The sequence below is a fragment of the Pectobacterium cacticida genome, from assembly GCF_036885195.1.
In the GTDB taxonomy this organism is placed as follows: domain Bacteria; phylum Pseudomonadota; class Gammaproteobacteria; order Enterobacterales; family Enterobacteriaceae; genus Pectobacterium; species Pectobacterium cacticida.
In genome coordinates, this window is the sequence record NZ_CP133656.1 from 1,798,590 (window position 1) to 1,816,582 (window position 17,993).

Annotated in this window: 12 protein-coding genes, 2 tRNA genes and 1 riboswitch; of the genes, 8 read left to right on the forward strand and 6 right to left on the reverse strand. The window is 51.2% G+C overall.

Features of this window, described 5'->3' with window-relative positions; translation table 11 throughout:
- Positions 1-12: 12 nt before the first annotated feature.
- The 3 genes from RFN81_RS08455 to RFN81_RS08465 form a co-directional block, all read right to left on the reverse strand.
- Positions 13-957: a hypothetical protein gene (locus RFN81_RS08455; RefSeq protein ID WP_264498651.1), complete on the reverse strand. Its 945-nt coding sequence runs from the start codon at positions 955-957 to the stop codon at positions 13-15.
- 493 nt (positions 958-1,450) lie between these two features.
- Entirely contained in the window at positions 1,451-2,491 is a 1,041-nt protein-coding gene (locus RFN81_RS08460) for an FHA domain-containing protein (protein ID WP_264498652.1), read from the reverse strand.
- 407 nt (positions 2,492-2,898) lie between these two features.
- Positions 2,899-2,975, reverse strand: a tRNA-Val gene (locus tag RFN81_RS08465).
- A 506-nt stretch (positions 2,976-3,481) separates the two neighbouring features.
- Here RFN81_RS08465 and katG point away from each other — a divergent pair.
- The 7 genes from katG to uca all read left to right on the forward strand — a co-directional run bounded on the left by katG (position 3,482) and on the right by uca (position 14,080).
- The gene (gene katG, locus RFN81_RS08470) at positions 3,482-5,656 is read left to right on the forward strand and encodes a catalase/peroxidase HPI (protein WP_264498653.1); all 2,175 of its coding nucleotides are present in this window, start codon (positions 3,482-3,484) and stop codon (positions 5,654-5,656) included.
- Positions 5,657-5,969: 313 nt separating this feature from the next.
- A riboswitch (guanidine-I (ykkC/yxkD leader) is annotated at positions 5,970-6,071 on the forward strand.
- A gap of 61 nt (positions 6,072-6,132) precedes the next feature.
- On the forward strand, positions 6,133-7,191 hold the full coding sequence (locus tag RFN81_RS08475) for a putative urea ABC transporter substrate-binding protein (RefSeq protein ID WP_264498654.1): 1,059 nt from the start codon (positions 6,133-6,135) through the stop codon (positions 7,189-7,191).
- 23 nt (positions 7,192-7,214) lie between these two features.
- A complete protein-coding gene (locus RFN81_RS08480; protein WP_264498655.1) occupies positions 7,215-8,030 on the forward strand; it encodes an ABC transporter permease in 816 nt (271 codons plus the stop codon).
- Complete coding sequence (locus RFN81_RS08485; protein ID WP_264498656.1) at positions 8,027-8,818, forward strand: ABC transporter ATP-binding protein; 792 nt, start codon at positions 8,027-8,029, stop codon at positions 8,816-8,818. The genes RFN81_RS08480 and RFN81_RS08485 overlap by 4 nt, the downstream gene beginning before the upstream one ends.
- A 13-nt stretch (positions 8,819-8,831) precedes the next feature.
- Positions 8,832-9,566, forward strand: coding sequence for an urea amidolyase associated protein UAAP1 (locus tag RFN81_RS08490; protein WP_264498916.1), 735 nt, complete (start codon positions 8,832-8,834; stop codon positions 9,564-9,566).
- An 11-nt stretch (positions 9,567-9,577) separates the two neighbouring features.
- Positions 9,578-10,213 (forward strand): urea amidolyase associated protein UAAP2, encoded by a 636-nt coding sequence (locus RFN81_RS08495; RefSeq protein ID WP_264498657.1) that lies wholly within the window; start codon positions 9,578-9,580, stop codon positions 10,211-10,213.
- Between the two features lie 237 nt (positions 10,214-10,450).
- The gene (gene uca, locus RFN81_RS08500) at positions 10,451-14,080 is read left to right on the forward strand and encodes an urea carboxylase (RefSeq protein WP_264498659.1); all 3,630 of its coding nucleotides are present in this window, start codon (positions 10,451-10,453) and stop codon (positions 14,078-14,080) included.
- A gap of 34 nt (positions 14,081-14,114) precedes the next feature.
- Here the strand turns inward: uca and RFN81_RS08505 are convergent.
- Together RFN81_RS08505 and RFN81_RS08510 are read right to left on the reverse strand one after the other, a co-directional pair.
- A tRNA-Val gene (locus tag RFN81_RS08505) sits at positions 14,115-14,191 on the reverse strand.
- A 263-nt stretch (positions 14,192-14,454) separates the two neighbouring features.
- A complete protein-coding gene (locus tag RFN81_RS08510; RefSeq protein WP_264498660.1) occupies positions 14,455-15,828 on the reverse strand; it encodes an MATE family efflux transporter in 1,374 nt (457 codons plus the stop codon).
- A 234-nt stretch (positions 15,829-16,062) separates the two neighbouring features.
- On the opposite strand from RFN81_RS08510, the gene RFN81_RS08515 reads away from it, so the two are divergent.
- Positions 16,063-16,698, forward strand: coding sequence for a riboflavin synthase subunit alpha (locus RFN81_RS08515; RefSeq protein WP_264498661.1), 636 nt, complete (start codon positions 16,063-16,065; stop codon positions 16,696-16,698).
- A gap of 64 nt (positions 16,699-16,762) precedes the next feature.
- Here RFN81_RS08515 and cfa read toward each other — a convergent pair whose 3' ends face one another.
- The gene (cfa, locus tag RFN81_RS08520; protein ID WP_264498917.1) at positions 16,763-17,914 is read right to left on the reverse strand and encodes a cyclopropane fatty acyl phospholipid synthase; all 1,152 of its coding nucleotides are present in this window, start codon (positions 17,912-17,914) and stop codon (positions 16,763-16,765) included.
- Between the last annotated feature and the right edge of the window lie 79 nt (positions 17,915-17,993).

Genomic DNA, 17,993 nt, shown 5'->3' on the forward strand with positions numbered 1-17,993 from the left:
GCTCAGCCAGAATTAACAAGAACCGATCGATGGGAAATAGGTCTGTGCGTTAGGCTGTTTCGTACTGCAGTTCCAGCTCACACCGCAATCCTGGGGATTGGTAATTGGTGGTGATGTTTGAGCCTGGGTAGTCGTCTGAGCTGCGGCACAGCTTCCGATGGATGGAAAATAGGTTTGCGCCTGTGCGCCACCATTACAGCCTACAATCTGCGTCAGCAACTGAGTTGTGATGCCTATCGTCGGGAAGAAGGTTTGTGCCTGAGCAGGAGCCTGAGCCGCGGCACAGCTTCCGATGGATGGGAAATAGGTTTGTGCCTGAGCGCCGCAGTTCCAGCTCACGCCGCAATCCTGAGGATTAGTAATCGGTGGAGGAGGTGGCAGAGTTTGCGGTTGCGCCGGAGCCTGAGCGGCTGCGCAATGACCAATGGACGGGAAATAGGTTTGCGCCTGTACCCCCCCATTACAGCCCACAATTTGTGTCAGTATACCCGTTGTTACCGTTAGACATTGCATGCTTAACGTAGGGAATTGCGCCTGAGCAGGAGCCTGAGCGGCTGCACAATGACCAATGGACGGGAAATAGGTTTGCGCCTGTATCCCCCCATTACAGCCCACAATTTGTGTCAGTATACCCGTTGTTGCTGTTACACATTGCATGCTCAGCGTTGGGAACTGTGCCTGAGCAGGAGCCTGCGCTGCGGCGCAATGGCCAATAGACGGGAAGTAGGTTTGCGCTTGCGCGCCACCATTACAGCCTACAATTTTCGTCAGCAGACCCGTTGTCACCTGTGCACATTTGATACTCAGTGTTGGGAACTGAGCCTGTGCAGCATCATTGTTGCAACAGGCCGTTTGTCCTGTTTGTACACAACCAGGAAGACTGAGAAATGTTTGATCTTGGTTTGTCTGATTATTCGCCGTGTTAGCTGGACAAACTGGCGGAAAGTAAGTAAACATTGATTTGTTCCTCATGCGTTTTGTGAGTAACACAAACCACTTACTGTCATTGTTTGGCGACGTGCAGTAAGTGGTTTTTTTACACTGGGCTATGCTGCATATGTATATTGCTATCTCGCATATGACCAGTGCATGTTCATATTAGCCGCAGTATTTCATATCGCTATTACACGCGATTACACAAAACGATATCGTGATAATTAACTATTTGTTTTTGATTAGAATAAAACACCTTTCAGTTAGTCATGAATTTAAAAACCCGCTTCTTTGTCTTTAAGGTGCGGTTTTTTCTATCGTAACAATTACATCGAAAGATAATCATTTATTTGTTAATGTTTTAATGGTTGCAAAAATATTGTTCACGAGATTGTTATAATATTGTCATAATTAGATGTTATAGATTTTTTTAGTCGACGATGTCAACACTGTAAGCAGTGAATCGTTAATTCTAGAGAGGTGAAACCTCTGCCTTTTATGCTGAGTGATAATTTTCTTACTCCACCTTTCCGCCTTTAATAATCGTTATTTGTGATGAGTAAATACGGACGGAGGCATCTTTTATTTGTAATATCTGGCAAGCGTCAATTCCGCTGAAATTAACTGCATCACACAAACGATGGCGTAATCTGTGTACCCGAATTCGAGTGTTATTCGGTTTTATACCCAGCGCTTTAGAGAGTGAATTTAAATCATACCACCCACGATGAGGCTGGGCATAGCCTTGCAAATGGTCAGCCATCGACTTTCTTGCCAGATGAAGTAGAAGGTACAGTTGATTCTGGAGGCGCTCTCCTTTCAATGTTATAGATTGCTCAGAATCGGTAATTTGGAGTTGAATATCCTCTTCGTCTTCAGACACGTAAAAGCAAAATGTTAATTCATCAATGGAGCGTGGCGCGATGCGTCTGTCCTGACTCGACGTCTCCCGTTCTGACTGCAAATAGTAGTGATTGTTAAAGAGCTTAATAACTTCACCATCTTGAATGACATAGATTTTTTCTTTGCTTTCATCAGAGGTATTAACGTTCCAACCATTTTGGTCATAGAGAAAGAAACAGGTGTCAGAGATAACCGTGAGCGGTTTTTTTAAATAAATAGGTAGAATGTGAGGAATAACGCTTATCAATATGTCACAGGGCTGAAGATCGCTGGTCATAACGAATTTTTCATCAGTGTTTGATGATGGAATTATAGTATCTAATTTCTTGAGTGGATGGGGTTTGTCTTTGATTAATCTTTTCCCGTTGAGCCATGTCCCATTTTTGCTTACATCTTGTATGTACCACTTGTTTTTTTTCCAGAAAATAATGAAGTGAGTATAAGATATATCTGTGTGCATAAATATGCTATGACAGTTTTTTGAACGGCCAAAGGTATGAAAATGTCGCAGATAAATCCAATATCCATTGGATGAGCGTATTGTTCCACCTTTCTCATCGATTCCATTAATAGTAATAGTGTCATATAATGACGCCGCTTTATTTAAAAAAATATTAGATTGATTTCTTAGGAGGGAAATGATGAAATTATTCATGATGGCAAGTCCCAATTATTAACGAAGGCAATAGTTAGTGTTTTATCAATGTGGATTATAAAGTGCGCATTCAGAATATATAGAAACAGGTTAATATCTCATTGCACAATATCCTCTATCCTTTCCTTTTTAAGGAACTATAGCAGATAGGATCTATTTTTTGCTATCGCCATATCGTATAGCGTACTAACAATTAATATACGCAGAAAATATGAGTTGTAGCGCTTTGTTTTAACAAGGTAAGCCTATCGATTGGCTCGTTGAATCTACACAGCAGATGCTCAATAAAGACCTAATCCTAGTTTAGAATAGAATTAATTTTGACGGAATTCATCGAGAAATAGATAGGAAGAGGTCAATCCACATTCATTAACTCACGGGCGTGAGAAATAGATTAGAACATGAATTGGTACGACCGAGTGGACTCGAACCACCGACCCCCACCATGTCAAGGTGGTGCTCTAACCAACTGAGCTACGGTCGTACAGGAGAAAAGCATTTAATCAGTAACGTTTTGATTAACTTGATTTTCTTCATTCCAGTGCTTGGAATGGGCGCTATTATGGACGGCTCTGGCGTCGGTGGCAAGTGCTTTGTTCGTGATCTTCTTTTAAGTGTCGAATGTTTAGCCTATTTCATCGCAGAATGTCGCGTTAGAAGCAAAATATGTCGTTATGCCGGGGGAGTTTTGTAGGGTTTCGGCCGCGAGCATACCGATCTCACAAAAAGGGACTGCCATTAAGTAGCGCTATCATCGCTAATGGGATGAGCGATAAAAACTCGGCGATAGGATAAAAATCACTTTTTCCAAATTTCAATCAGCTAAAACTATCACAGAAGTTAGTCTATACGATTATGTCGTATAGGCACATTCTGGCATTGTCTTTCACCAAGAGGAAGGCGGCACTAAGGGGTCGATAGCGATATTACAGGGCTACGATCGCGCTACACCTTCTTGTTCAGTAATAAAGGCAATGTACAGGGAAAATAATGGACGAGAATAAAATGAAATCTGCCGGGAAGTGTCCGGTTATGCACGGCGGAAATACTTCCGCTGGCTCATCAAACACCGATTGGTGGCCAAATGCCCTCAATCTCGACATTCTTCATCAACATGATACCAAGACAAACCCGCTAGGCAGCGATTTCAACTATCGTGATGCCTTGAAAACTCTCGATATTGACGCTCTTAAACAAGATTTGCATGCATTGATGACCGATAGCCAGGAGTGGTGGCCGGCGGATTGGGGTCATTACGGTGGGTTGATGATTCGTATGGCCTGGCATTCGGCGGGGTCGTATCGTACTGCCGATGGGCGCGGCGGCGGCGGAACCGGTAATCAGCGCTTTGCGCCGCTCAACTCCTGGCCGGATAATGTCAGTCTGGATAAAGCCCGCCGTCTGCTGTGGCCAATCAAGAAGAAATACGGCAATAAAATTAGTTGGGCAGATCTGATTATTCTGGCAGGGACGATTGCTTACGAATCTATGGGATTGAAAATCTTTGGGTTCGCTTTTGGGCGGGAGGATATCTGGCACCCGGAAAAAGACATTTACTGGGGTTCCGAGAAAACGTGGCTGGCCAAAAGCACGGGGCGTTATGGCAGCGACGATCGAACCTCATTGGAAAATCCGCTGGCAGCCGTACAGATGGGGCTGATTTATGTGAACCCGGAAGGTGTCGATGGCAACCCCGATCCGCTGCGTACCGCGCAGGATATGCGCGTGACGTTTGCCCGAATGGCGATGAATGATGAAGAGACCGTAGCGTTGACGGCGGGCGGCCATACGGTAGGGAAAACCCACGGTAATGGTGATGCGAGTCTGCTAGGGGCAGCGCCGGAAGCGGCCGATGTGACCGAACAGGGGTTAGGGTGGCGCAATCCCACCGGTTCAGGGAAGGGGCGTTACACTGTCACTAGCGGGCTGGAAGGGGCCTGGACAACACATCCAACGCGCTGGGATAACGGGTTCTTCCATATGCTGTTGAATCACGAATGGGAATTGAAAAAAAGCCCAGCGGGGGCGTGGCAGTGGGAACCCGTTAGCATCAGGAAAGAAGATAAACCGGTAGATGTCGAAGACGCGACTATTCGCTACAACCCAATGATGACAGATGCCGACATGGCGCTGAAAATGGACCCCGAGTATCGCAAGATTTCTGAGCGTTTCTATCAGGATCAGGCCTATTTCTCTGAAGTATTTGCGCGAGCGTGGTTTAAGCTGACACATCGCGATATGGGCCCCAAAACGCGCTATTTCGGTCCGGATGTACCGCAGGAGGATTTACTGTGGCAGGATCCGGTTCCGGCAGGCCGCACCGATTATGATGTCGCTGGGGTTAAAGCACGCATTGCGGCAAGTGGCCTTTCTATTAGCGATCTGGTGAGTACTGCCTGGGACAGCGCCCGAACGTTCCGAGGTTCCGATAAGCGCGGTGGTGCCAACGGGGCGCGCATTCGCCTCGCTCCACAGAAAGATTGGGTCGGGAATGAACCTGAGCGGTTGGCGCGGGTTGTCACCGTACTGGAAGATATTGCTACCTCAATGGGCGTCAGCGTTGCCGATACCCTTGTGCTAGCGGGGAATGTCGGGATTGAAAAAGCGGCGAGGGCCGCAGGCATGAATATCATCGTGCCGTTTACGCCAGGGCGCGGGGACGCTAGCGATGCACAGACTGACGCTGCGTCTTTTGATGTTCTTGAACCAATCCATGATGGTTACCGTAACTGGCTTAAGCAGGACTATGCCGTAAGCCCGGAAGAATTGATGCTCGATCGAACCCAGTTAATGGGATTGACCGCGAAAGAAATGACGGTTTTGGTGGGGGGCTTGCGCGTGTTGGGCTGCAACTATGGTGGGGCCAAGCACGGTGTGTTTACCGATCGTGAAGGTGTGCTAACCAATGATTTTTTTGTCAACCTGACTGATATGAAATACACATGGAAGCCCTACCGCAAAGATCTTTATGAAATTCGCGATCGTAAAACCGGTGAAGTCAAATGGACGGCCACGCGTCTGGATCTGGTCTTCGGATCCAATTCCATCCTGCGCGCCTATGCTGAGGTTTACGCTCAGGATGACGGTAAAGAGAAATTCGTGAATGACTTTATCGCTGCCTGGGTAAAAGTGATGAATGCGGATCGCTTCGATCTCGTCGCTTAGGATAAAGGTGTTATCTCTCCCCTCGCGGTTTTTTGTGCCGTGTGGGGAGTAAGCTTCACCATGGGCCTGAGTATTGCCTGAAGTTGATGACAGCCCCCTTAACATCTGCATACCTTTCCGGCCTCCCGCCAATAAAGCGGGAGGCTTACCTTCTTCGCACTATCTTGAGGCATATTGGCGCCACGATGCACCGATATGGCGCGAGCGTAGCGTTTATTTTCTGCTAGACAACCGCGACAGCCGTATTTTTATGATTGGCATGTATTTTGCTTTTATTCATTTGGAACAGCACCATATAGGGCGCTGAACAATTTGAATAGCTGGCTAGGGTTCCGATCCATGCAATATGGGTGTCTGGTCCGAGAGCTGGCGACCTCCAGTTGAGGTTACACGGCGGGACAAAAACCCGGGAGACAGCAACACCCATGGTGTCGCGCTGTTCCCGTTTTTTTTTCCTACTCAACCGGAGGTCTGGCATGAACCTATCTCGTTTACTGGGCGTTTGCGCCCTCAGTCTTTCAGCCTTACTGAGTCTCCCTTCTCAGGCCGCGCCTAAAACACAATTCAACGTCTGCTGGACCATCTATGCCGGGTGGATGCCGTGGGGTTTTATTGGCACGCAGGGCATTATCGATAAATGGGCTGATAAATACGGCATCAAAATTAAGGTGACTCAACTTAACGATTATGTCGAATCGATCAATCAATATACGGCCGGGCAGTTTGATGGCTGTACGATGACGAACATGGATGCGTTGACCATCCCAGCAGCCGGCGGCGTAGATACTACCGCATTATTGCTCGGCAGTTTTTCCGCAGGAAATGACGGTATTGTCGTCAAAGGTAAAGGGAAAACGCTGGGTGATTTGCGTGGAATGAAGATTAACCTGCCGGAACTTTCCGTATCCCATTATCTATTGGTGCGCGGCCTGGAAACCGTGGGGCTACGCGAACGGGATGTCACCGTCGTTAACACTTCGGATGCCGATATTGTCGCCGCTTTTGCAACCGATAGCGTACAGGCCGTCGTCGCCTGGAACCCGCAGCTTTCGGCAATCAAAAGTCAACCAAATACGACGGAAGTGTTTCAATCAGGCCAGATCCCCGGCGAACTGATCGATATGATGGTCGTGAATACGCAGACGTTACAGGACAATCCGGCGCTGGGGAAAGCGCTGACCGGCGCCTGGTTTGAAATGATGGCGCTGATGAAGGCGGGCGATAAACCCGCGCTGGAAGCAATGGCAGCCGCCTCTGGCACAGATGTAACCCGCTATCAGGCCCAGTTGAAAACCACCCATCTTTTCTATTCAGCGCAAGACAATCTGGCGTTTCTGACCAACCCGGATCTGCCTAACATGATGAAGCGCGTTGCGAATTTCTCCTTTGAAAAAGGGTTGCTCGGTGCTGGCGCGCAGAGCGCTGATTTCATTGGTATGACATTCCCTGGTCAGGTCACGTTGGGCGATCGTGCCAATGTGAAACTGCGTTTTGACGACACCTTCGTGCGTTTGGCCGCAGAAAATAAACTCTGAACCGACACTCTGGAGAACGAACCTTGCGCCTGATCAATCGCATCCCCAGCCGTGGCGGACGGCTATCGCTTGTCTTGCTACCGTTTGTCCTACTGTTAGTGTTGTACCTAATCGGATCGGCACTACGGCTAGAAGCCAACCCGAATGACAAACTCTTGCCAGGTTTTGGGCAAATGGCCGAGGCCATTCAGCGTCTGGCGTTTACCGAGGATAAACGCAGCGGTGATTATCTATTCTGGCTGGATACTCAGGCCAGTCTGGTGCGCCTTGCGCTAGGGTTGGGGGTCGCCAGCCTGCTGAGTTTGTTATTCGGCATTGCGGCTGGCGCTTTTCCACTCTTTCGCGCTTCGCTTTCACCATTGATGACAGTCATTTCGATGATCCCGCCATTGGCTATCCTTCCCATTCTTTTCATAGTCTTTGGGCTGGATGAACTATCAAAAGTCATGCTGATTGTCATTGGCGTTACCCCGATGTTGGCGCGTGACCTTGAGTTGCGAGCACGGAATATACCGCAGGAAACGTTAATTAAAGCACAGACGTTGGGCGCGAACAGTTGGGTGGTGGTGCTACGCGTCATTCTGCCGCAACTGCTATCGCGACTGTTAATTTCACTACGGCTGATGTTAGGCAGCGCATGGCTGTTCCTGATTTCTGCTGAAGCAATTTCGGCAACCGCAGGGTTGGGTTACCGCATCTTTCTGGTGCGTCGCTATATGGCGATGGACGTGATCTTGCCTTATGTCGCGTGGATCACGCTGCTAGCGTGGCTGATGGATATGGCGCTGCGCTGGCTGCACCGCCGTTGGTTTCCGTGGTCAGAGGAAAGTAAAGCATGAGTTTTATCGAGATCGATAACGTCTGGCAGAAATACGGCGACCACGTGGTGCTGGAACGGCTTAATCTGAACGTTGAGGAAGGGACGTTTTGCACGATGGTGGGGGCGTCGGGCTGTGGAAAATCTACTTTTCTGCGCTTGCTATTAGGACAGGAAACGCCCAGCCATGGTGAGTTGCGGCTTGATGGAAAGAGACTGCCCGCAGAACCAGATGTCAGTCGCGGCGTCGTATTTCAACGCTATTCGGTGTTCCCGCACCTTACCGTGCTGGAAAATGTAGCGATCGGGCTGGAAATTCCTTGTTCGCCGTGGCTAGGTCGGCTTTTCGGCAAGCGTAAACAGGCGATGCGGGAACGGGCCGCTGAGATGCTCAAACGCGTTGGGCTTGAACATGCGATGCATAAATATCCGAATCAGCTTTCTGGCGGAATGCAGCAGCGATTAGCGATTGCACAAGCGTTTATTGTTCAGCCGCGCATTCTGTTGCTTGATGAGCCGTTCGGCGCGCTCGATCCCGGCATTCGCGCTGACATGCACATTTTATTGTTGGAACTGTGGCGTGAAACACAGTTAACCGTCTTTATGGTCACCCACGATTTACCGGAAGGGTTTCACCTTGGCACCCGCCTGTTGGTGTTCGACAAAGTGCGCGTTGACCCCCATGCGCCAGAGGCCTATGGCGCACGCATTACCTATGACATTCCGCTTAATCAGGAACGTCTCGCGACGCGCCAGCGCGCGCTTATGCCGCAGTCTCCAGCGGTCAGCCCGGCAATTTCCTCTCTTTAAGGAGTTTTCTATGATGACAGCGATACCCACACTGACGGATGACACCGTGTTTGACGAAGAACAAGTACCGGGAGGCGGTCATACCTCCTTGATCCTCAAGCGTGGACAGATTCTACGTATCACTGATGTTGAAGGCGGCGGTAATGTTAGCCTGCTGTTATTTAACGCCAATCAGCTCAGCGAACGTTTGAATCTACCGGATACGCTGAAAGGACAACATACCGCCAGATTGACGGTAGGGCATTGTCTCTATTCCGATATGGGTCGTGTACTGGCAGCAATGATTGCCGACACCTGCGGCTGGCACGACAGCTTTGGCGGTGTGCTTAATGCGCAGGAAGTGCATGAAAAATACGGCGAGGGGCGCTATCAAGAGCTGCGAAATGGCTTTTTCCGTAACGGCATGGATAACCTGCTCGTCGAAATGGGGAAATGGAATCTCAATCTGCAAGATCTGCTCATGACCATTAACCTGTTTAGCAAGGTGACCGTGGATGAACATGGGCAGTTTCATTTTCACGCCAACCATTCTCAGGCAGGCGATTACGTCGAGCTCTACGCGCCGATGGATACGCTCGTGGTGCTTACCGCGTTGCAACACCCGATGGATCCTAACCCGACGTATGCGCCGCGTCCGGTCGCACTCGCTCGCCGTCGCGCGGAAGGGGACGATGTTGCCCAGTACTGCCGTGAGTTCCGTGAGGAGAATGCACGCGCACTTTACAATACCGAACGTTTTTGCCTGTGAGGAGGCCGAATATGACGTTAACTGCCAGCAATAAATCCGTTGAGGATGCGGTCTACCGCCATGTGATCCCTGCCGGGGAACCGCATCTGTTTGAGGTCAAACAGGGCCAGACGCTGCGGCTGCTGGATTTGGAAGGCAATCAGGCGGTGGATACGCTGTTTTACCGCGCCAGTGACCCGCGTGAACGCTACGATCCGCAGCGTACGCTACGTCGTCAAAACAGCGTCTACCTGACGACCGGCAGCGTGCTGTATTCCAATCTGGGCAATCCGCTGCTGACGATTGTCGCCGACACCTGTGGTCGTCACGACACGCTGGGCGGTGCCTGCGCGCAGGAAAGCAACACGGTACGTTACGCACTCGACCGTCGTTACATGCATAGCTGTCGCGACAACTTCCTGTGCGCCTGTTTGCACGATGGGCGTTTGAACAAAAAGGATATTGGCGCAAACATCAACTTCTTTATGAATGTACCGGTGACGGCGGAAGGTGGGCTGACCTTTGAAGACGGTATTTCCGCGCCGGGAAAATACGTAGAACTGCGCGCTGAAACGGATGTCATCGTGTTGATTTCCAACTGCCCGCAGTTAAATAACCCGTGTAATGGCTGGAATCCGACACCGGCCGAGGTACTCATATGGAATTGAGATTGGCGCAAGGGCATGAAAACGCACGCTGGCAGAGGACAAAGGCGTGGCTGGTGAGTGCATTTGCAGCCAGGGCTAATCGCTATTGTTTGCCGTTACCTCGCGCCCGGACGAACGGCGCACTACGCACCCTATCGGATTAACCCGTTTCTATACCTCCTGACTGTTACCGCGATGGACGACCATCCTGCGGATCGCATTTTGGCGGGACGACCCGCCCTTGCATGAGTCTGGCATATGTTCGATACACTTCTGATTGCTAACCGTGGTGCGATTGCGTGCCGCATCTTACGTTCGTTGCGTGAAATGAACGTCCGTGGCATTGCGGTCTATTCCGATGCCGATATCAGTAGCCTGCATGTTCAACAGGCAGACGAAGCCATTAGCCTGGGAGAGGGCGCGGCGGCACATACCTACCTGGATATCGCAAAAATCATCGCAGCGGCGCAGCGCAGCGGGGCACAGGCCATTCATCCTGGATACGGTTTTTTGTCCGAGAACGCCGCATTTGCCGAAGCCTGTGAAGCCGCGCAGATTGCCTTCGTGGGGCCGACCCCAGAACAGTTGCGGGTATTCGGTTTAAAACATACGGCGCGCGCATTGGCGAAAAAGCATCATGTCCCATTACTGGAAGGGACGGAATTACTGGAAGATCTTGAGAACGCGCTTGATGCAGCGGCGGCAATCGGTTATCCGGTGATGCTTAAAAGCACCGCGGGCGGTGGGGGCATCGGCATGCGCGTCTGCTACAGCGCGCCGGAGCTGTCAGAGGCATTTGCCACGGTAAAACGGTTGGGACAGAACAATTTCAGCGATGCCGGTGTTTTTATCGAAAAGTATATCGAACGCGCGCGCCATTTAGAGGTACAGATCTTTGGCGATGGTCAGGGCGACGTGCTGGCGTTGGGCGTTCGGGATTGCTCTGTACAACGTCGTAATCAGAAAGTGATTGAAGAAACCCCGGCGCCCAATTTACCCGAGGGTGTCGCTGACGCGTTATGCGCAGCGGCAATCAGTCTGGCGCAGGCCGTGAATTATCGCAGTGCCGGAACGGTAGAGTTCGTCTATGACAGTGCGACCGATCGTTTTTACTTTCTTGAAGTCAATACGCGCTTGCAGGTGGAACACGGCGTGACGGAGCAAGTTTGGGGCGTGGATTTGGTACGCTGGATGATCACGCTGGCGGCAGGGGATTTGCCACCACTGCGCGAGCTGGCGCAGGGCCTTGTCCCGCAGGGACATGCGATTCAGGCTCGACTGTATGCTGAAGATCCGGGAAAACAGTTCCAACCCTCGCCGGGATTATTGACGGAAGTGGCGTTCCCCACCGCAGACGGAAAGCGGCTGCGCATTGATACCTGGGTCACGGCAGGATGCGAGATACCCTCGTTTTTCGACCCGATGCTGGCGAAGATCATCGTCTGTACAGCAACGCGAGCGCAGGCGATAACCGCGCTGGATGAGGCATTAGCGGATACGCGGCTCTACGGTGTAGAACATAACCGTGATTATCTCCGCCAGATTCTGGCGGCAAAACCATTCGCCAGCGGGCAACCGTGGACGCGCTGCTTGGATACGTTGGTCTATCAGGCGACAACCTGTGAGGTAGTGAGCGCGGGTACGCAGACTACCCTACAGGATTATCCCGGACGATGCGGATATTGGTCGGTCGGCGTGCCGCCATCGGGGCCGATGGACGACCGCGCATTACGTTTAGGCAACCGGCTGCTGGGAAATCCGGTCGGTACGGTGGCGCTGGAAATCACGATGAACGGGCCAACGTTGCGCTTTAACACCGAGGCGGTCGCGGTGGTTACCGGCGCGGCAATCGCTATCGAGCTGGATGGGCAGTCTGTCTCAATGGATAGGGTCTTTGCGATACCTTCCGGCGCGACGCTGCGTATCGGAAAGGTGCAAGGCCCAGGCGTTCGAAGCTACCTTTGCTTGCGCGGTGGGATCGACGTACCGGATTATCTCGGTAGCAAAAGTACTTTCACGCTGGGGCAGTTTGGTGGTCATGCCGGAAGGGCGCTACGGGCGGGTGATGTATTGCATCTTGCTCCACTTACCGATCGGCACATCGGTGATAGTTTGCCGGAGGCATTGCGAACCGTATTATCTTCGGTCCGTGAACTGCGCGTAATTTACGGCCCGCATGCTGCGCCGGAGTATTTTACACCTGCCTACATGGAAACCTTCCTCTCGACCGACTGGGAAGTCCACTTTAACTCCAGCCGCACGGGGGTGCGCCTGATTGGGCCTAAGCCAGAATGGGCGCGTGATAGCGGCGGCGAGGCCGGACTACATCCCTCCAACATTCATGACAATCCTTATGCCGTAGGCGCCGTGGATTTCACCGGGGATATGCCGGTGATTCTGGGGCCGGATGGCCCTAGCTTGGGGGGATTTGTTTGTCCGGTAACGGTAATAGAAGCTGACCTCTGGGCATTGGGGCAATTGAAGGCGGGCGATCGCGTGCGTTTTATTCCTGTCGATCTCACGACGGCGCGTGCACTGTCACAGGCGCGCCATTCCGAGGTTGAGCAACTTATGCCAATTGCGGTTGACTGGTCGCCCACGGCGCTGATTTCGCCAGTGGTATTGGCTATCGGTGAGGCAGATAAGCGTCTGGTGGCGCGGTTGTCCGGCGATACGCACTTGCTCTTGGAAGTGGGCGCGGCAGAATTGGATGTCGCGCTGCGTTTTCGCGTTCATGGGCTGATGCTGGCGCTGGAACAGCGGACGCTTAACGGTATTATTGACGTGACGCCTGGCATCCGTTCGTTGCAGGTACATTATCATCCCGAGGTGCTGCCACTGTCGTATCTATTAGATGTGCTTACCTCGCTGTGGCAGGATGTTTGCGCACGGCAAAATCTGTCCGTGCCGTCACGGGTGGTGTATCTACCGCTATCTTGGGACGATCCCGCCTGCCAACTGGCGATTGAGAAATACATGACGACGGTACGTCACGATGCGCCATGGTGCCCGAGTAATCTCGAATTTATCCGTCGCATGAATGCGTTGGAGAATCTCGATGAGGTGTATCGCACGGTTTTCGACGCCAGTTACCTGGTCATGGGGCTCGGTGATGTCTACCTCGGTGCACCGGTGGCGACGCCGTTGGATCCCCGTCACCGTTTAGTCACCACCAAATACAACCCGGCGCGCACCTGGACGGCGGAAAACTCGGTAGGCATTGGCGGCGCTTACTTATGCGTCTACGGCATGGAAGGGCCGGGCGGCTATCAGTTTGTTGGTCGTACATTGCAAATGTGGGATCGTTATCGCGGTGTTGATGCTTTTGATGGCAAGCCGTGGTTGCTGCGCTTCTTCGACCAAATTCGTTTCTTTCCTGTGTCAGCAGATGAGCTATTGTCTATCCGACGGGATTTCCCGCTAGGACGCTATCCGCTGCGCATTGAACATAGTGAACTCGCGCTAAGCGCCTATCAGGATTTTCTGGCGCGGGAGGAAGAAGGCATTGAAGCATTCCGCACACGCCAACGTGCCGCGTTTGATGAAGAACGCGAGCGCTGGCGTATTGCCGGGCAAGCGGTCGCGGAGAGTGTTGACGAGGTGAGCGAGTCAGCAAGTGATAGGGTCATTCTGCCGGGGCAGGTCGGTGTAGAAAGTCCGATATCGGGCAATCTCTGGCAGGTCACGACGGAAGTAGGTAAGACGGTAGCAGAAGGAGACACCTTGATGATCCTTGAATCAATGAAGATGGAGATTCCGATTGTGTCGCCTCAGCGTGGCACAGTACGGGAAATTCTCTGCCAGCCGGGTTCATCCGTGCGTGCCGGGCAGTACGTGGTGGTGATCGATGATCCAGTAGAACGTGCTAAAGATAGAATGCACAGTTGAATTGAGGTCAATAATGGGGAATCACTAAAAGAAGTGGTGCGTTCAATTGGACTCGAACCAACGACCCCCACCATGTCAAGGTGGTGCTCTAACCAACTGAGCTATGAACGCATCGATAATGCAGGGCTACCCGTTTGGCAGCGGGAAAATAGTAGCGAGCGGGAGAAAAACTGGCAAGGAGAATAATACAATTTTATGCGTTTCCCGAAGGGAGTGCTGAACTTGTCTCCAGTTTGCCGTTTTTTTCAACGTCAGGCCTTCTTCTTCAGGCAGTCTGCGGCGCTACCGTGCGGTAACGCCGTGGCGATTTGTATAATTTCACGTGCACGATTTCGCACATATGCCGTCGAGTAGGAAACAGGTTCTCAGGCTATCTACCGCGCGGCCCGGGCCAAAATACGATCCGCCGGTTGGCGTTGAAGGAAACGAATCCGCGTTACCATCATTATCGCCGACGCCGTCAGGCCAATGATAAAGCCACACCAGAAACCCGCAGGCCCCATCTGTGGTACGATCATGTCCGTCAACGCCAACAGGTAGCCGCTCGGCAACCCCAGGACCCAGTATGCGGTGAAGGTAATATAGAAAATAGATCGGGTATCTTTATAGCCGCGTAAGACGCCGCTGCCGATGGTCTGGACGGCGTCGGAAATTTGATAAATAGCCGCAAACAGCATGAGATGTGATGCCATCGCCACAACTTGCGGATCCTGATTATAAAGCCGGGCGATTGGCTCGCGTAGCAGAATGGTGAAAATGGCTGTGCAGGTCGCTAACGCGATCCCCGTCATGATACCGGTGTGCGAGGCGATTCTCGCATTATCAACGGAACCTTCTCCTAACCGATGTCCGACGCGGATCGTGGTTGCCACGCCAACTGAAAGCGGAAGGACGAACATAAGTGAACTGAAATTTAGCGCAATTTGGTGGCCAGCCACATCAACAACGCCAAGCGGCAAGACCAAGAGCGCCACGACGGCAAACAGCGTGACTTCAAAAAGCAGCGCTAACGCAATAGGCAAACCGAGGTTAAACTGGCGTTTCAATGCCGCAACATCCGGGCGGAATGCTGATCGATGACGGCGAATATCGCGTAGCCAGGACGCGTGACGCGTATATATCAACATCAATAACATCATGATCCAGTAGACCGAGGCGGTAGCGACGCCGCAGCCCACACCGCCCAGTTCGGGCATGCCAAATTTGCCGTGAATAAAGATGTAATTGATCGGAATATTGATAACGAGGCCAATGAACCCGATCGTCATGCCGGGGTAGGTTTTGGACAGCCCTTCACACTGACAGCGTAACACCTGATAAAACAGATAACCGGGAACACCCCATAGCAACGCGTGTAGATAACCGATGGCTTTTGCCGCCAACTCAGGGGAATCGGCGCTCATCAGATTAATGATGAATTCTCCTTGATACAGTGCCCACATCGTTATCACCGAGAGCACGGCAGCCAGGATGAAAGACTGCTGAACCTGATGGGAAATACGTTCGCGTCTGCCAGACCCATTGAGCTGCGCGACGACGGGGGTTAACGCTAAAAGCAGACCATGACCAAAAAGGATCGCAGGTAGCCAGATAGAGGTTCCCACAGCAACGGCGGCCATATCGGTGGCGCTGTAGGCGCCAGCCATAATCGTGTCGACCACACCCATTGATGTTTGGGACACTTGCGCAATAATGACAGGAATAGCGAGCGCCAATAATTTACGCGCTTCTGCCAGATACTGTTGCACGAATACCTTCCTTGAATGACGGCGGAATAAAAAGCCCAGAGGTGAAAATAGCTTAGAATAAAAAGGACGTTATTGTATCGATTTAACGGATGCAAAGCAGCATTGGAGGGCAATATATTCTTTTGCCAGGCAGTGCTGTAGAGCGCGCGGACAAATACCATTACCGGTTTGGTTTTTCACAGAATATCGGGCACACTGGCATTGTCATTTCTTTATTTTTAAGAGGCAAACCGTATGTTCACCGGTATTGTACAGGGCACCGCGCCGGTGGTGTCAATTGAAGAAAAAGCCAATTTTCGAACCCACACGCTCCATTTTCCGTCACATCTTCTGCCAGGATTAGCGCCAGGGGCTTCGGTTGCGCATAATGGCTGCTGCCTGACGGTAACCGCAATTAACGACGATCGCGTCAGCTTTGATCTGATGAAAGAAACGCTGCGACTCACAAATCTGGGTGATATTCATGAAGGCGATATCGTGAATCTTGAGCGAGCCGCTAAATTTGGTGATGAGATCGGCGGGCATGTGATGTCGGGTCATATCATGTGTACGGCGGAAGTGGTGAAGATTCAGGTTTCAGAAAACAATCACCAGATTTGGTTTCGTCTGTCCGATGAGGCACTGACAAAATATGTATTGTATAAGGGATTTATCGGGATCGATGGTATCAGCTTGACGGTGGGAGAAGTCACTCGCGGGCGTTTCTGCGTACACTTAATCCCTGAAACGTTGAACCGCACCACGCTGGGACGTAAACGTTTGGGGGATCGCGTTAACATCGAAATCGATCCGCAGACGCAGGCCGTTGTGGATACGGTAGAACGGGTATTAGCCAGCAAGCCGGCGCATGAGGTTGGAAAAGAAATTTAGGGATGCACGGCTAACGGCGCAAGGCCGGACGAATCATATCGTCCGGTTTCCCTCTCAGTCCCTGTTACCGCGGCACGCGTAACCCACCTTCTATACCATTCAAGCTGAATACGACTTGCCAGAGCTGAAGGTTCCTGGCTCTGAAGGCACCCGCGCACATATTCAAATAATAGCTGAACATCCGGCGGAAGCGCTCTGGATAACGTGTAGAAAGCTGAGACCAGTTTTGCTGAAAACGTTCATGCCATGCCATTAATGTACGATCGTAATCGGCACCGAAATTATGCCAGTCCTCCATCACCATATATGGCTCACTCGCCTGCGCAATATGCTGTACAGAAGGGATGCAGCCGTTAGGGAAAATATATTTATTAATCCAGGGATCGACGCGTGAATCAGTTTTATTGGAACCAATAGTATGAAGTAAAAACAGTCCGTTAGGTTTTAAATTGCGTCGTACAATGCGGAAATAGTGGTCATAATTACGCGGCCCCACATGTTCAAACATCCCTACTGATACGATGCGGTCAAATTGCTGATTCAGATCGCGGTAATCCTGTTGCTTAATCGTCACGTCTAAATCCTGGCAGCGCTGTTGTGCCAATAGTTGCTGTTCTTTAGATATGGTAACGCCATAAACCGACACGCCGTAGTGTCGCGCTGCAAAGGCGGCAAGGCCACCCCAGCCGCAGCCGATATCCAGCAACGTCATCCCCGGTTTTAGCTGGAGTTTTTCACATATCATGGCGAGCTTATCTTCCTGGGCCTGTTCTAGCGTTTGCGCCTGCTTCCAATAACCGCAGGAATATTGCATATAAGGGTCCAGCATAAGAGTAAAAAGATCGTTGCCTAAATCGTAATGGACTTTACCAACGACCTGAGCACGTCGACGGGATTGGAAATTCATAACCCGGGAGAGAGCAACCCGCGTGAGGTCGCTCATTCGCATAGGCAATTTGTTGTCCAAGCCTGCACGTAGAGCGCGATGGGAAAACATATCCAGCCTGTCGCATTCCCACCATCCTTCCATGTAACTTTCTCCCAGCCCCAGCGATCCTTCGCGTAAAACCCGTTTAAAGAAATGGGGATTTGTTACTTGTATATCAAAAGGACGTGAGCCGTTGATCGTAATATCTGCTTTGGCCAGTATGTCCTGCACGATGTTAAACCAGGGCGCAGTATCGTTATCCCGCTCTTCTGTATAAGGTAAACTCATCATGTCTCCTCAACATTTCGCCTATAATTCACATAGTAAAGTATCGTCAAACATACGTGGACAGTACTTATCGCAACCG

Bases quoted from the DNA above. Each gene is read 5' to 3' on its own strand.
- RFN81_RS08455 (WP_264498651.1), bottom strand. From the start codon at position 957: ATGTTTACTTACTTTCCGCCAGTTTGTCCAGCTAACACGGCGAATAAT.
- RFN81_RS08460 (WP_264498652.1), bottom strand. From the start codon at position 2,491: ATGAATAATTTCATCATTTCCCTCCTAAGAAATCAATCTAATATTTTT.
- katG (WP_264498653.1), top strand. From the start codon at position 3,482: ATGGACGAGAATAAAATGAAATCTGCCGGGAAGTGTCCGGTTATGCAC.
- RFN81_RS08475 (WP_264498654.1), top strand. From the start codon at position 6,133: ATGAACCTATCTCGTTTACTGGGCGTTTGCGCCCTCAGTCTTTCAGCC.
- RFN81_RS08485 (WP_264498656.1), top strand. From the start codon at position 8,027: ATGAGTTTTATCGAGATCGATAACGTCTGGCAGAAATACGGCGACCAC.
- RFN81_RS08490 (WP_264498916.1), top strand. From the start codon at position 8,832: ATGACAGCGATACCCACACTGACGGATGACACCGTGTTTGACGAAGAA.
- RFN81_RS08495 (WP_264498657.1), top strand. From the start codon at position 9,578: ATGACGTTAACTGCCAGCAATAAATCCGTTGAGGATGCGGTCTACCGC.
- uca (WP_264498659.1), top strand. From the start codon at position 10,451: ATGTTCGATACACTTCTGATTGCTAACCGTGGTGCGATTGCGTGCCGC.
- RFN81_RS08515 (WP_264498661.1), top strand. From the start codon at position 16,063: ATGTTCACCGGTATTGTACAGGGCACCGCGCCGGTGGTGTCAATTGAA.
- cfa (WP_264498917.1), bottom strand. From the start codon at position 17,914: ATGAGTTTACCTTATACAGAAGAGCGGGATAACGATACTGCGCCCTGG.